Source organism: Dictyobacter formicarum (genome assembly GCF_016587435.1).
This window is the reverse complement of sequence record NZ_BNJJ01000008.1, coordinates 130,047-145,600: the sequence shown is the minus strand read 5'-3', so window position 1 is coordinate 145,600 and position 15,554 is coordinate 130,047. Positions and strand designations below refer to the sequence as shown.

General features: G+C 52.9%; 11 protein-coding genes. 6 read left to right on the top strand and 5 right to left on the bottom strand.

What is annotated here, in order from left to right; all coding sequences use genetic code 11:
* The first annotated feature begins 72 nt into the window (after nt 1–72).
* Complete coding sequence (locus JMI88_RS15455; protein ID WP_201362822.1) at nt 73–1,125, top strand: LacI family DNA-binding transcriptional regulator; 1,053 nt, start codon at nt 73–75, stop codon at nt 1,123–1,125.
* A 51-nt stretch (nt 1,126–1,176) separates the two neighbouring features.
* Here JMI88_RS15455 and JMI88_RS15450 read toward each other — a convergent pair whose 3' ends face one another.
* The 4 genes from JMI88_RS15450 to JMI88_RS15435 all read right to left on the bottom strand — a co-directional run bounded on the left by JMI88_RS15450 (nt 1,177) and on the right by JMI88_RS15435 (nt 6,339).
* On the bottom strand, nt 1,177–1,860 hold the full coding sequence (locus JMI88_RS15450; RefSeq protein WP_201362821.1) for a bifunctional nuclease domain-containing protein: 684 nt from the start codon (nt 1,858–1,860) through the stop codon (nt 1,177–1,179).
* Nucleotides 1,861–2,006: 146 nt separating this feature from the next.
* The gene (locus tag JMI88_RS15445; RefSeq protein ID WP_201362820.1) at nt 2,007–2,615 is read right to left on the bottom strand and encodes a PH domain-containing protein; all 609 of its coding nucleotides are present in this window, start codon (nt 2,613–2,615) and stop codon (nt 2,007–2,009) included.
* Nucleotides 2,616–2,768: 153 nt separating this feature from the next.
* Nucleotides 2,769–2,993 carry a hypothetical protein gene (locus JMI88_RS15440; RefSeq protein ID WP_201362818.1) on the bottom strand — a complete coding sequence of 75 codons (225 nt, stop codon included), beginning with the start codon at nt 2,991–2,993 and terminating at the stop codon, nt 2,769–2,771.
* Between the two features lie 184 nt (nt 2,994–3,177).
* The gene (locus tag JMI88_RS15435) at nt 3,178–6,339 is read right to left on the bottom strand and encodes an alpha-mannosidase (protein WP_201362816.1); all 3,162 of its coding nucleotides are present in this window, start codon (nt 6,337–6,339) and stop codon (nt 3,178–3,180) included.
* Between the two features lie 582 nt (nt 6,340–6,921).
* Here JMI88_RS15435 and JMI88_RS15430 point away from each other — a divergent pair.
* The 4 genes from JMI88_RS15430 to JMI88_RS15415 all read left to right on the top strand — a co-directional run bounded on the left by JMI88_RS15430 (nt 6,922) and on the right by JMI88_RS15415 (nt 12,673).
* Entirely contained in the window at nt 6,922–8,004 is a 1,083-nt protein-coding gene (locus JMI88_RS15430; RefSeq protein WP_201362814.1) for an amidohydrolase family protein, read from the top strand.
* A gap of 15 nt (nt 8,005–8,019) precedes the next feature.
* Nucleotides 8,020–8,418: a Rieske (2Fe-2S) protein gene (locus JMI88_RS15425; protein ID WP_201362812.1), complete on the top strand. Its 399-nt coding sequence runs from the start codon at nt 8,020–8,022 to the stop codon at nt 8,416–8,418.
* A 549-nt stretch (nt 8,419–8,967) separates the two neighbouring features.
* A complete protein-coding gene (locus JMI88_RS15420; RefSeq protein WP_201362810.1) occupies nt 8,968–10,836 on the top strand; it encodes an ABC transporter ATP-binding protein in 1,869 nt (622 codons plus the stop codon).
* Nucleotides 10,829–12,673, top strand: a complete 1,845-nt coding sequence (locus JMI88_RS15415; RefSeq protein WP_201362808.1) for an ABC transporter ATP-binding protein — start codon at nt 10,829–10,831, stop codon at nt 12,671–12,673. The genes JMI88_RS15420 and JMI88_RS15415 overlap by 8 nt, the downstream gene beginning before the upstream one ends.
* Before the next feature lie 296 nt (nt 12,674–12,969).
* Here the strand turns inward: JMI88_RS15415 and JMI88_RS15410 are convergent, their stop codons facing one another.
* The gene (locus tag JMI88_RS15410; protein ID WP_201362806.1) at nt 12,970–13,923 is read right to left on the bottom strand and encodes an NAD-dependent epimerase/dehydratase family protein; all 954 of its coding nucleotides are present in this window, start codon (nt 13,921–13,923) and stop codon (nt 12,970–12,972) included.
* Between the two features lie 391 nt (nt 13,924–14,314).
* On the opposite strand from JMI88_RS15410, the gene JMI88_RS15405 reads away from it, so the two are divergent.
* The gene (locus JMI88_RS15405) at nt 14,315–15,520 is read left to right on the top strand and encodes a serine hydrolase domain-containing protein (protein WP_201362804.1); all 1,206 of its coding nucleotides are present in this window, start codon (nt 14,315–14,317) and stop codon (nt 15,518–15,520) included.
* Nucleotides 15,521–15,554 lie beyond the last annotated feature (34 nt).

Genomic DNA, 15,554 nt, shown 5'->3' with positions numbered 1-15,554 from the left:
ACATGTTATTGTATGATAGAAACAATTAAAACTCTGGTATAAAGATGACAGAAGTCGAAGGGAAATAAGGCCATGTCCACACCTGCATCCTCTATTAATGAATCTAACGATCCTCCATTTGCACGCCCAACTATGCAAGATGTAGCTAATGCTGCCGGAGTCAGCCTCAAAACCGTGTCGCGCGTAGTCAATAATGAGCCACGTGTAGATGACAGGACACGGGAGCGTGTACACCAGGCGATCGCGCAGCTTGGCTTCAGGCGCAACGATATTGCGCGCAGCCTACGCCAGGGGCAGGCCTCCTCAACAATTGGACTTATAATTGAAGATATCGCCAACCCGTTTTATTCAAGTATTGCTCGTGGCCTGGAAAGGGTCGCGCAGAAGTATAACTATATGTTGATTATCAGCAATTCGGAGGAAAACGCGCTTCGTGAGCGAGAACTGGTTAATGCTCTGCTAAGCCGTCGCGTGGAGGGACTCTGTATTGTTCCTGCTGGATCTGATCACTCCTATCTATCAGCAGAATTGCGTATGGGGACACCGTTCATCTTTCTTGACCGTCCACCAATGCAGTTGCAAACCGATACGATTGTGCTTGATAATCGTGGGGGAACACGTCAGGCTATCAAGCACCTACTCTCTTATGGGCATCGCCGTATTGCTGTGATACAGGGTGATCCGCGCGTCTATACCGGAGCCGAGCGCATTGCGGGCTACTACGAAACGCTGGCCGAGCACGGCATTCCCTGTGATGAAACATTGATCTATTCTAACTGCGACGACGCCCGCCAGGCCCAGCAAGCCACCCATACATTGATGAACCTACCACAGCCTCCCAGCGCCATCTTCTCCACCAGCAATCGCATCAGTATTGCAGTATTGCGCGCGCTTCGCTCCTACACATTTCAACCAGCATTCGTAGGGTTTGATGACTTTGACCTCGCAGATATGTTGCCCGTTCCAGTAACAGTCATTGCTCATGATCCGGCGGAAATGGGGGCCAGGGCGGGCGAGATACTATTTGCGCGCCTGGCCGGTAGCAATGTACCCGTTCAACAAACGATTGTGCCAACGCAGCTGATTGTGCGTGGCTCTGGCGAGTTGCGCCCCTCACAGGCATAAATTTTCCGCTTGCACAAATGTACGAATTCTTGCACGCGTTGCAATCCGTAGTCAGCTCAGGTTAAGAAATAAGCACTCTCTCCAAGCAAGAAGGTCAGATACTCCTTTTTGCGCTGCTCCATATCCTCTTCTGGGAAGATCGGCGCTTTTCCTAAAAGGGAAGCCTTGAACCTCTTTGACGAGGGCATCGCGCAGTGGCGTCTTACTATAGCCCAGGCGCGGTTCTTTCCCCTCGGGCAACGTGATTCCTTCACGCTTGAGCATATATCTGGCCAGCACAAGTTCGAGAGGCTGTCCTTCTGGAAGTTCGGTCCCCATTTGCTGGAACACGTCATCTGAGAGAAGAAACGAGGCATTCATGAGCAGAGCGAGCCCCACCACATCGCCGGGACGCAGATGCATCACCTGCTCCTGTACATCTTCTCCCTTACGCCAGCGTAGTCGACATCCACAAAGATTGTAAAGTGGAGGAAGCATCGAATATCTTTCGATGCGTACCTCCTCTAGCGTATAGTTGAGCAATCTGAGCGTCTCGGCCATCAGATTGATGGTGTCTTGACGAGGTAGGATAATATTGTTCAGAACCGCCACAATGGGCAGCGCTTCATGACGTTCAACCCCCAGTACCAGCAGGCGCCGCCCCGTGTCATCAACCAGGAACACACTATACAGAAACACGCTGCTGCTCGTAAAATTGCGCCTGACGCCCTCCACATGTACAGAGATCATAGCCATCCTCCGCTCTTTTTCTCCTCTCCCCATACTGTGCTCAATTCGTCGTAGTACCTCGACAAAATTTTTCACACTGGAATAATCAGGTCACTATTGCTCAAAGGCGCCTTTGAAGGGAGATAGTTGAAGTCAAAATATTTTATTCACCACTACCGTGGCTCACGAGACTCATTCCAGCGTTCCCCGGCAAAGCGTGCCACCGCGTTGCCTACCTCAGTAACCGATGTATACATATAGCTAAGGTCGCAAACTCGCACTCCGCCGATTGCCTCCCACCATTGGGGAAGATATAGATGCCCTTTTGGCAATGGCACCCCTGAATGAAGCCAGGCCACCAGCCAGAGTCGCTCCCGATGAACCGGCACCTGATCCGCTGACGCTCTCTTGAGCGATCTTTGGCCAATGATCACTGAGAAGTCAACAATCCGTATCTCCTCTATCTGCGACCACAGGATGCGGTGTTGACGCCCTCGTGCTGACATTGTCAAACCCGCCGCATCGATCTGAAGGCGAGGAGGATCAAAAGAGGTGACCACCGTCATTACTCCTATGGCCCCGAAAATGGCCGTGAAAACAAGAGCTACCATAAAATAAGTTCCATCGGTGAGTTGTAAGCCAAGGAGGATACCTATTGCCAGCGAGACAACGGCAAGGCCCACAAATATCAGGCCAGCCGTCATAAATTTTTTGCGCGGGGCCACAAAAACAACCGGTTCCATATCTGGCATCACAGAATTAGCAGCAGATGCATCGCTCATCCAGTTGTGTCCTTTCTATCCTATTTCTATGTATTTAAGAAAACTCCTTTTATTTTATAACAAATGTCAAAATAGCGCTTCTCAAAGAAGAAAAGGATCTCCCCTCTTTAGCAACACCACTGAGAAGCAGGAGAAAAACCACTCAGTTGTCTCTTACTGCACGGCGAGATGGAGCCGGCTCGCAAGCAGATCAATGCGATTGAAGAGCGAGTCCAGCCACTGAGGTGACGCGTCCATCAAATAGTCAGGCCAAACGAGGAGCCACGCTTGTAATTCAAGAGCATCGAGCACCTGATGAAGGAGAGCGAACGGAAGCTGTTTCCTCGTTTCCGCTTCCAACTGCCGATGATAGGTGGTAATCATCGCTTCAAATGGCACCGTTCCTCCCGCTTTACATGAAAGTGCCAGCTTCTTGATGAGATCTGGCAGATATGAGAAGAGGGCTATGAAGCCTAAAGGTGGGAATGGAAGCTCTTGTTATTTCATGGTGAAACACAACGACGCTCCCCCTCATGGGAGGAGCGTCGTTTCGACGTTTGGTATGTGCCAGATTGGGTGAGACTTATGCTCGCACCAGGCGTAAGGTGACGATCTCGTAGGGTTTGATCGAGAAGGTGACCTGCTCGCCCTGGCTCTGCAGCTGCTCGCCGTTCTCTTCCAGCAGGTTGGTGTGCCAGACGTCGGCCAACTCAAAGCCGGTGGTGAGCGTAACATGACCGCGGCGGCGCTGGCTCTCGTACAGGCGCACAATGATGCCGTTGCCATCCTCGGCACGCTTGACCGTCTCGATGATGACATTGGGCTTGTCCACGCTGAACAGGGCCGGGAGCTGCTGCTGGCCGGCAGACACACTGGCCGAACGCTCTGGCGTATAGACGATCAGGGGATCATTGAGCGCATAGGCGGCGCTGATGGTCCCCTCGCCCCAATTGCCAGCGTGCGGCAACAGACTATAGGTAAAGCGGTGCTCACCCTGGTCTGCCTCCGGATCAGGCATGGTTGGGCTGCGCAACAGACTGATGCGGATGACATTTTCTTTAATGTCATGGCCGTATTTACAGTCGTTGAGCAAGCTCACTCCATAGTCGCCTTCGCTCAGATCAACGAATTTTTGCGCGCACGTTTCAAATCTAGCCCAGTCCCAGCTGGTGTTGCGATGGGTTGGACGCTGGACGTTGCCCCACTGGATCTCGTAGGTAGCCACAGGACTCAGGATATCAACCGGGAAGGCGACCTTGAGCAGGATGTGACGCTCTCGCCAGTCGATGTGCGTATCGACATCCAGGCGGGGGCTGTTGTAGCTCAGCGAGATGCGCTGGGTGTAGTCGCTGTGCAGGATGCGGCGCTGGATCTCCAGCGTGGCACGCAACGGACCCTCTTCCATGATGCGGATTGAGGTAGCAGGCTCTGCCAGCCACTGCTTGTCATCATAGTAGATATCGACATCCCAGGCATCCCAGTTCATCGGACGGTCCTCGAAGGCCTGGAACTGGTTGGCGATGGCGCCCTCGGGCAGCACTTCGCGCTCACGCACTTTGTCGTAGACGCGAGTGATGTCGCCGTCGCTGTTGAGCTCGATGCGGATATACTTGTTCTCTAACAGCTTCGAGGTCACCGTCAGCTCGGTCGTAGGTGCCTTCTGCTCGCCCTCAACCAATTGCAAACCAGTGATCCCAAATTGCGCCACTGTGCCGGCATCGATCCAGGTGCCCTGCTCGCTGGTCTGCGTGGAAACCGTTTCGCCGGTCTGGCTCACCTGCAGATGCTGACCCGCCGGAAGCCGCTGTGGCCAGTAGGCCAGGTCGCTGCGCTCAAAGGAGGTCGGATTGGCCAGCAAGACGTCGCCGCCAAGCTGTTCGGCAATGGCCTGGAAGGCTCCATCGCGTACACTGGTACCCAGCTCGGTGATCTCTTTGTATTGCTCGGCCGACTCCACATAGACATCATGGATACTACTGCCGGGGATGATATCGTGGAACTGGTTGAGACAGATCAGCTGCCAGGCGCGTTGGATAGCGTCCACCGGATAGCTGTAGCCGCTGTTCAACAGGCTGGCCTGCGCGGCCAGGAACTCGGCATCGTGCATCAGGAACTCGCTCTTGCGGTTCGCGCGCTTGTTACGGCTCTGCGTGGTATAGGTGCCGCGGTGGAACTCCAGGTAGAGCTCGCCATTCCAGGTCGGCAACTGCGCACCCGAGGTCTCTTCCAGCTGGCGGAAGAAGGCATCGACATGCCCCTGCCGAGTGCGTGGCAGACCCGGGAACGCCGCCATCTCGCGCAGGTTCTCCAGCATCTCGCGGGTTGGACCACCACCACCATCGCCATGGCCAAAGGCGGTCAGCACAGGCGGCGTCACATTATCATGGCCCAGATCCTTCTGCCGGAAATTGGTCCAGGTGCCCAGCACATCCTCAGGAGTTGCCATCGCATTGTAGGTACTGGCGAAGGCACTGCCCTTCTCGGGCGTTGGGCTGAAGTGGGTCAGCACGCGTGTGCCATCGATGCCCTGCCACCAGAAGCTATCATAGGGCAGGCGATTATATTGGCTCCAACCAATCTTGATGGTGAAGAAATACTCCAGCCCGGCCTGCTTGATCAACTGCGGTAAGGCCCAGGCATAGCCAAAGACATCGGGCAGCCAGAGCACTGGCGTATCAACATGCTCACCGAAGTGCTCTTTAAAGAAGGCGCGACCCAGCAGGAACTGGCGGGCCAGCGACTCGGGACCACTCAGATTACAGTCAGCTTCAACCCACATGCCACCGGTCGCCTCCCAGCGACCCTCGGCCACCCGCTGCTTAATCGCCTCAAACAGCTCGGGATGATCCTGGCGAATGTAATCATAGAGCTGCGGCTGGCTCTGCGAAAAGTGGTAATCGGGGAACTGCTCCATCAGCCGCTGCACGGTATGGAAGGTGCGCGATGCTTTGCGCCGGGTCTGCCCCAGCGTCCAGAGCCAGGCCACATCGATATGCGCGTGGCCGGTCCCCACCACCTCCACATCCAGTGGCGCGCCTGCCTGCGCAACCCCTTCTTTGAGGGCGGCATGCGCCTCAGCCACGCTGGCATAGAAGGCCTCGCCAAAGGGCTCGCGTGTATCCAGGATCGTAAAGGCACGATCAAGCGCATAGAGCAGCTTGCCACGAGCGGGCGTCGCCTCGGTCAGCACCTGGGCCGCACCCAGCGCCACACGGGCCGTGGCAATAAAATCGCGCGTTGGCTGATCGATCTGGACCATCTCGCAGGGCTTCATCAACAGCTGTGTGCCCTTCTCACCGCCCAGGCCGGTCCAGCCATGCATCGCCAGCGTGTGCTGCTGCCCATCCTGCCACTGCGGGCGCAGCAGAAACTCATGGTGGTAGCGATCGCTGGCGGCATAGGATACGCCATCGATATAGGCCAGCACCTCGGGATGGATGAAATCGCCCGCATCACCAATTGGTAAATACAGCGCGAGCGGCGCATCCTGCCCCCACTCGGTGGGCAACTGGAAAGTCGTACGTAATACAAAGTTCTGGCGCCACTCGCCCCAGTAGGAATAGGGCTCAATGGTCTTCCACTCACGGTCATCAACCTCAACCCCAACCGGAGGCGACTCCTGCGGGCTCGTCAAGGCTTGAAAACGGAACGGCGGCAATGCCTGTCGCCGACGATATACCAGCGGCTCGATCAACTTCAAGCGCTGGGCAATTTTCGGAATCGTCCAACGAATCTGGTGAAGCACAACATACTCCTTACTGTTATGGTAAACTCCACCCATTGTAACACACCAGTTGACCACCGGTGCTCCGATTTCGCGACAACTTCTTTCACCGCCAAAGTAGCCGAAAGCCACAAGAAGCACCAACCATGAAAAAACGTATGGGGACACCTGCGTTCCCCAGATCCGAGGGCGCTTTGATTCCCAGCACGCCAGGAATCAAACACATTCTTCGCTAATAGTTGTGCCAAATTGTGCTCGTGAGCACAGTATTTATATATGAAATATTTTGCTGCATAGCAATAACCTATCAATTAGAAACATTCGTGTCGATCCCTACGTGTGCTACAATGTCTCTATGTTCATGAAGTGCCAAAAGGCTTCAATTTCTCGTTTTGGAGAACCTCTGAGGAAGAATGATGACAACCAGAGATGAAACACGCGTCCGTCGTGTGCAAACTCACGAAGCCGAAGCACTCCGCCACCGCCCGATCGACTCTGCTCCAAGCAGAGATATTCCAGCCTGGGTTCGGGCCTCGCAAGCATTGCTATCTTCCAGCTGATTAGGTGGTACTGCTATTTTCTGAAATGAGGAGATCGGTAGATATGAACCTGCAAATCAAACAAGATATTAGGGACAAAAAAAGCAAATTAAGCATCATCGATTGTGATGTGCATCCCTATCCCAAAGCTATGGATGAGATTCGTGCTTATATGAAGCAGCCCTGGAGAGATAGGTATCGTGGAGGAGGGCGAGGGTTCTATGATAATCCTGTGCATGGATCTCGGCTTGATGCCAATCCCCCCAATGGAGGGCCAGCTGGATCAGATCCAGAATTTTTACAGGAGCAGCTCTTAGATGAATACGGAATTGAGCATGCTATTCTCCTTCCGAGAGCATTCTGCAATCTGCACCCTGATCCGGACTTTGGTACTGCTATTGCAGCTGCATATAACGACTGGCTGGCGGAAACATGGCTTGGTAAGTATAACCAGGATGGAACGTTTAAAGGTTCTATCACAATTGCCCACCAGGATCCACTGGCCGCTGCGCGAGAAATTGAACGATGGGCCGGGCATCCCCATTTTGTGCAAGTGATGACCGATTCTGGTGCCCGTGCGCCATTTGGTCAGCGACAATATTATCCTATCTATGAGGCATGTGCGAGACATGGTTTGCCTTTTGCAATTCATCCCGGTACTGATGGTATGGGAATAAACATTCAACCCTCGCCGGGTTATCCAACGCATTACATTGAATGGCACACCTGTCTATCTCTTGGCTTTCAGGCGCATCTTGTGAGCTTCATAACCGAAGGCGTATTTGAACGGTTTCCGGATTTCAAAATTGTGCTGGTGGAAGGAGGCGTTTCCTGGTTGCCTGCTCTCATGTGGAGGCTGGACCAGGAGTATAAAGCGCTTCGTTATGAAGTTCCCTGGTTGAAACGGCGGCCAAGTGACTATCTGAGGGAACACGTTCGTATTTCGTCACAGCCATTGGAACGACCAGATAATGATCAGCATTTGCTTCAGATGCTTGAGATGATGGATGCTGAGCATATTCTGATGTTTGCAAGCGACTATCCGCACTGGGATTTTGACTCTCCTCTCCGTGCCTTTCCAAAATTGCCTGAGTCTATGCATAATCGCATTTTTCATGAAAATGCGAGGGAATTCTACAAATTGTAAGTAAGAGGTAGCGTAATGGGAAAGCACGTAATTGGAGCGGCTGCTGACTTGCCGCCTGGAAAGCGTATAATAGTCACTTTAGAGGGGCGTTCTATTGGCGTTTTCAACGTGGGTGGTACGTATTATGCCCTTCGAAATAGCTGTCCTCATCAGGGAGCGCCTCTTTGCGCTGGAACAGTAACCGGTATGACATTACCATCGTCTCCCGGAGAGTATCTGTATGGGCGTCAAGGGGAGATTGTGCGCTGTCCCTGGCACGGCTGGGAGTTTGATCTTACGAATGGTAAATCTATCTTTGATCCTCATAAATACCATGTAAAAACTTACGAAGTAAGGGTTGAGGAAGAAGATGTTCCGCATGTTGAAACATACCCTGTAACGGTAGATACCGGATGGGTTATTGTTTATCTTTGATCAGACCCTCTCGACTATGCATGTATGGGGCGTCAACCGTGTGCTGTTGCTGGTGAAAGTCGTTATCTACACTATCATGTGATCGTTCCTGCTTTCTGGCTTTTTGGGTTTTTAAGTTCAACCAGGATAACAAGGAACGATCACTTTTTTAGAGACTATTTGAGTGTGCCTTAAAAAAGAACAACGAGTCCTGGAACGGAGCCATCGGCAGTAAAACGATCCTGACACTGCCATGAATTAGCTAGTTGATGGGATAAGTTCTCTATCATAAAAGCTATCATCCACTAATCTACATCCCCAATAATCCCAGTTCGCTGTATATCCTCAAAAAAACAGCTATGTTTGATCACAGCAAATATATGCATTTTTATGCATTTTATGTTATACTTTGAGATATACCTCAAATTTTGCAAATGACCTTATATGAATGTTTTTCTTCCCACCACAGCTTGGTAGTTTTATTTATATATGATGTAGAGCGTCGATCTATAGATGTGCACTATCTTACGAACATTAGTGAGTCTCCACGCGAGTAGAAATAGAGGCAGAGTGCTTAAAAAATTTTTTCCCTTTGAGTTGCTCAACCGTAGCTTGCGCGATCTCTGGTTTTGTATCAAGTTGATGTTCACGACAGCCCCTATAATTTGTACATTAACGCTCATCCTGGGCTGTGTCGTCGGCTCATTTCCCGCACTACAAATTTATCTCACTTCCGCGCTGATTGATAGTTTGACAGTGCGACATACAACCAAAGCATCAGGATTTATCGCCTGGCCTGCGCTCCTGCAATCGGGTCGGCTGAATACAACGCTGATCTGGTTGTTCCTCCTGCTTAGTATTATGCTGCTTAGTAATCTCATCCAGGGACTGCAACCCTACCAAGGAGCTCTGTTGCGAGAACGCGTCGGTGACCGTTTGTTGAGTCGTTATTATCGTAAAGCGGTAAGCCTGCCCCTGGCCAGCTTTGAAGAGCCCCATATCCATGATACCGGCCAGAGAGCATTAGAGGGTATTCGTCGTTTCAGCCGCTTCTGGGGCGAACAGGTACAAAGTGTCCTGCAAAGTATCCTGGGGGCACTGAGCGTGCTGCTTCTCCTCGGTCAGGTCAACTGGTTGATCCCACCCGTGCTTATTCTCGGCCAGATCTTGCTCATTAAGTGGGGATTTGAGGCGAACAAAGCATTTATGACCATGAATTACGAGCAGACACCACAGAGACGCCAGTTGACCTACTGGCGTAGCCTGCTCACCGAACGCGACGCGGCGGCAGAGGTCCGCCTCTATGGCCTGCAAGACCATATCATCGCAGGCTGGCGTAATCTCAACGACGAGTTGATGAAACGTCTGGCGAAACTTCGCTTACACTATCTCTTTGTTATCAATCGAGTGAGTATCCTCACTTACAGCCTGTTGGGCTTTGGCCTGCTCATGCTGCTGTATGCCGCTGTGCATCACCAGATTACAGCTGGTTCTTTCATTGCCTTACTGCTTGGTCTGCAACAATTTAATACGCTGGCAGGGAATCTCCAATGGCAATTCGAGCATGCCTATCGCTCCACCAAAGAAATTCAGTACGTGCCCGCATTTCTGAATCTGAAAAGCGAGGAGTTTCATGAGGCTGGTCCTGCCGCTCCATCGCTGAGCCAGGACATTCTTTTCGAACACGTCAGCTTCACCTATCCCGGTATGGAGCACCCTGTGTTGCACGATCTCAACCTGCGTATCCAACCCGGCGAACGTATTGCGCTGGTCGGAGAAAATGGCGCAGGCAAGAGCACACTCGCGAAACTATTACTCGGTCTCTACCAACCCGATAGCGGACGTATCCTGGTTGATGGTATCGATCTGCATGAAATGCAACTGGATTCCTGGCGTGCGAAGGTTGGCGCAGTCTTTCAAGACTTCATGCGCTACCCGCTCAGCGTTCAGGAGAATATCGGACTGGGATTGCTGGACAAGAAAGATGATCTTGCTGCGATCAAACAGGCAGCTGAAAAGAGTCGTGCATCAGAATTCATTGAGCATTTGCCTCAGAGCTATCAAACCTTGCTCGGGAAAGAATTTGAGGGCGGGCACGACCTCTCATACGGCCAGTGGCAAAAGCTGGCCATTGCGCGCGCCTACCTGCGAGAGGCGCACCTTTTACTGTTGGATGAACCAGCCTCCGCACTCGATGCCAGGACAGAATACGAGGTCTACCGCCAGTTCCGTGATGTCGCCCGGAGCAAGACGATTGTCCTCATTTCGCATCGCCTCGGTTCCGCCCGCCTGGCCGATCGTATTCTCTTCCTGCAACATGGCTCCATTACTGAAGAGGGCACCCATGATGAGCTGATAGCGTCCAACGGATCCTATGCCCAGCTCTACACGATGCAGGCAGAATGGTATCAGGAGAAAGCAGGGACCGCACATGAGTAGCCAGACATCATCAACCAAACAGAGAACACCAGGGAAGATGCTGCGCGCAATACGAGGGAATTGGGGTTCTCTGCCCCGCCTGCTACTCCTCTTCTGGCAGTCGGGACGCAAAGAAGTCATATTCTTGCTTGTGGTATCGCTCGCCAACGGTGTGGCTCCTGTCGTGCAGCTCATATTTTTACGCCGTCTGATCGATAGTGCTCTCTCTTTCATCAGTGGCCGGGAGAGCCTTTCGACAGTGCTCGTCTGGCTCGTGCTCTTGCTGCTGGCCTATATCGCGGGGAATATCCTACTTCAGACAGAACACTGGATCGGCGACGGTGTTCAGGAACTGCTGAAGGCGCGTATTCAGGAATGTCTACTGACGAACGCCGGACAGCTACCACTGGGACAGTTTGAGTCTGCAGCCTACTATGACCAGCTGGAACGCGCCCAAAAAGGGGTAGATAATCGAATCTTTAGCACGCTGGCATTCATGGTACGCATACCATCCACATTCTTTTCGATTGTAAGCCTGCTTTTCTACGTCGCGCTCGGTTCACCGTTCTTTCCATTCTTACTCCTCATCGGCACGCTCATTCCGCTCACTCTGATCATCCCGCATAATAAGAAGCGCTACCTCGTTGAACGCAAGCTGACCGGTGAAGAACGCAGACTCAACTACTTCGAAGAGATGCTGCGCACTCGTCCAGCCGCCGCGGAACTGCGCCTGTTTCATTTACAGGATCATTTTCTGCAGCTGCGACGCCACATCTTTAACGGTTTGCGCGATCACCGCTTACAACAAGAGCGCAAACTGGTCGTGACCAGCATCATCGGTGATGGTGGTCAAACACTTACTCTTGGCCTCACACTCTCCGGCGTTGTGACGCTGATGGCAGAGGGCAGCTTCTCGTTAGGGGCATACGCGACCTACTTCAACGCTGTCATACAATTCCAGCAGTTTCTCTTTAGCTTTTTGTGGGATATCACAATAATTGACCGGGACATGCAATATATTAAAGATATCTTCGAGTACCTGGACCTGGTGCAACCATCACAATCACCAAACATCAACACGAAAGCGCAACAAACCCCGAACGTCCCCGCCATTCAGTTTGAGCAGGTGAGCTTCACCTATCCTGGCACAGAACAACCTGTGTTGCGCGAACTCAACCTGCGCATCCAGCCCGGAGAACGGATCGCGCTCATCGGCGAGAATGGCGCGGGTAAGAGCACGCTTGCGAAACTACTGCTCGGTCTCTACCAGCCAACAGAAGGACGTATTTTTGTGGACGATAAAAACCTGCGAGAGCTCAATTTCACTTCGTGGCGCACACAATGCGCGATGGTTTTTCAGGATTTTATGCGCTACCAGGTTACCGCTCGCGATAATATCGGCTTTGGTGATATACGACAGCTCAATAATGAGCCGGCCATCTGTAGCGCGGCCCTGAAAAGCGGGGCTGACGAAATGATTCAGCGCCTGCCCCAGCAGTATGAGACCACGCTCGGCAAAGCCTATGACGAGAACGGGCAGGATCTCTCCGGCGGACAATGGCAGAAGCTGGCTCTGGCTCGCGCCTATATGCGCAATGCTGCGGTGCTGGTCCTTGATGAGCCGACAGCCGCGCTCGATGCTCGCGCTGAAGTGGAAGTCTACCGCCAGTTCCGCGACATTTCGCACGGCAAGTCAGCCCTGCTCATCTCCCATCGCCTCGGATCTGCCCGCTTAGCTGATCGCATCATCGTCCTGGAAAACGGGCGAATCGTTGAAGAGGGAACACACAGTGAGCTGCTAGCCCACGATGGTTTATACGCTGGAATGTTCAAGCTACAAGCTCACTGGTATCAATAGGCGTAAGCTTAGGACACAAGGGAACATGACATCGTCTCTTGAACATTTTTCATGCGTTGAGCAATAAATCGGGCGCAAGGCCCGAACCTATGGGCGTCCTCATCCTTTGTGCGTTTCGATGGTCCGTGCGATGGAACTTCAACAAAAAGGAAAGTATACCATTTAACATGTGTAGAGAGGCATTTATGGGTTCAAAATGGCTGATAAAGCACCCATCGCTGGCATCCGAAACACGATGATCGTGAAGACAGCGACCAGGGACACGATAAACCACGTCTGTTCCGGCCGCTTCCTTTTTAAGAGCGCGTATTCTCTTGATACCAACGGATGGTGGTACGCAGGGCCTCATCCAGCGGAGTTGCCTGCAGACCGAATGCGTGTTCAATCGCATGAGCGTCTACGATTTGTGGCTCGGTATATTGGTAGAAGAGTTCGCGATATTCCGTGGCAAAGGTCTCATCGAAAATGCCCAGTTCGCGGGCTTGTTCAATGGAAGGGACCGAGAAGAGTTGGAGCGGGTGCCCAAGCGCTTGCTCAATCAACTGGCTGACTTCGCGTGTTGACACGGTAGGGGCCACTGGCAACAGCCAGTCTTGCCCAAGGGCCTCTTCACGTTCGCCCAACACTGCCAGGCTCCTGGCGATATCTGGCATATAACTGTAGCTGTGAGGCAGATCAATATTCCCAAGCGTCAGGATCGGTTGGCCGGAGAGCGCGGCGGGAAAGACATACTGGCCCAATGACGAATTGAGCACACGCGGGCCGAAGAAATCGGCGGCTCGTCCCAACACGACGCGAACCTTGCCGGTGCGATGGGCTTGCAGATAGCCCCAGGCAAGCTCGGCACGGAGACGTCCTTTCCGTGATGTGGCCGCGTAGGGCATCGCTTCTGTCATGGGTTGCCCATGCGTTTCTCCATACACGTAGAGAGTATCGATCACCACCAACTTTGCTCCGGCTGTGGCAGCGCTCTCAATCATATTCTCCTGCAAACGAGGGAGAATCTCTGGCCACTGCTCGTAAGGAGCATGGGTCGCATTGTAAATGACGGCAGCGCCTCGGCTGAGTTCCTGGGCAATGGCGAGTCTAGAGGCATCGCCTGCAACCAGTTCTGCCCCAGCTGGGATCTGCCCCTTTCCGCTCCGATTGACCAGGCGAACCCGTTTGCCTCGGGCAAGCAGTTCCTCAGCGAGCGACAGCCCAACCGGGCCGGTTCCGAAAATGACATGAAGTTCGTTTGATAGGTTCATGGTAGTTCTCCCGTATATAACGATAGAATGGTTTTTCACAAGGTCCGACACGCGAAAAATGCTGTCGTTATTGCGCAGGTCTGTGGGCTTCCCTGCCGGCTCTTTCCTTTATGTATGATATGAATGGATATAACGACAATCAAAAATCTAACTTTGTTAGATAACAGGCAAAAAAAACGGCTACTTTGTCTGGAAGGAGAAACTCCAAGCTTTCAAAAGGCTCTGGATGGTTTGCCGAGCCAGTCGCTCAGCTCGATGGTCCTCTTCGTATCCTGTTGCTACTTGTCAAAGGGAAGGAAAATCCAGGGTTCGAAAAACTGCGTGAGCAGGTTGTCAAAGCGCCTCCGTTGTACCGAAATCAAACAGGAAAATCTCATGCAAGGAGCTGAATATGAACACCACAGGTCTTTCGAAGTCGCGACTCGAACGAATGCATCACGTGTTGTCGGGATACATTGAACGTAAAGAGATGCCCGGGCTCGTAGCGCTCGTCAGTCATCATGACGACGTTTATGTGGAAGTGCTCGGCACCCTGACGTTCGGCGATCCGGCTCCAATGAAGCGCGACACAATCTTTCGCATTGCTTCGATCACGAAGCCCATCACTGCAGTCGCGGCCATGATTCTGGTGGAGGAATGCAAGATACGGCTCGACGATTCGATCGAGCCGTGGCTTCCGGAACTTGCAAATCGTCGTGTGCTCAAATCCATCTCCTCGGATCTCGATGACACGGTGCCCGCGTTGCGCGCAATCACGCTTCGCGATCTGCTGACCTACCGTATGGGCTTCGGCAGTGTAATGGCCATGCCAGACACGTATCCAATCCAGAAGTTGATCCGTGAATATCGCATTGGCGGCGACGGCCCGATGCTCCCGTCGCAAGCGCCTGGCATGGACGAATGGCTGCAGAAACTCGGCTCACTACCGTGGTTGGCGCAACCGGGCGAGCGGTGGATGTATCAGGTGAGCGGCGATGTGCTTGGGGCCTTGATCGCACGCGTGTCAGGACAATCCCTCGGCACGTTCATGCGCGAGCGCATCTTCGATCCGCTGGGCATGAAAGATACCGCTTTCCACGTGCCTCCCGAGAAAATCGACCGATTGCCCGCGTTCTATTTTTTCAATCGTCAAACGAACAAGCTGGATGTTTTTGACAACGTGGCCAACAGTGCCTGGCGGTCTGAGCCACCCTCCGAATCGGGCGGAGGCGGACTTGTATCGACGATCGATGACTACTTCGCCTTCAGCCGCATGATGCTCAAAAAAGGCCGGCACGGCCGCAAACAAATTCTTTCCCGCGCCACAGTGGAGCTGATGACTTCAGATCAACTCACACCTAAGCAACGCACTGGCTCGGAAATCTTTTTTGGCACGCATTCCAGTTGGGGCTTAGGAATGGCGGTAGACATTCGGCGCAACGAAATCTTCCACACTCCAGGCCGATTCGGTTGGACCGGCGGCTTCGGCACAACGGCATACACCGATCCTGCGGAGGGAATGGTCGGCATCCTCTTCACGCAGCGCATGATGGATTCGCCGGAACCACCGAAGGTCTTCACCGACTTCTGGACACTGGCGTATGGAGCAATGGAATAGGCAACATACCAGTCTCACCACTCATCCCGGTATG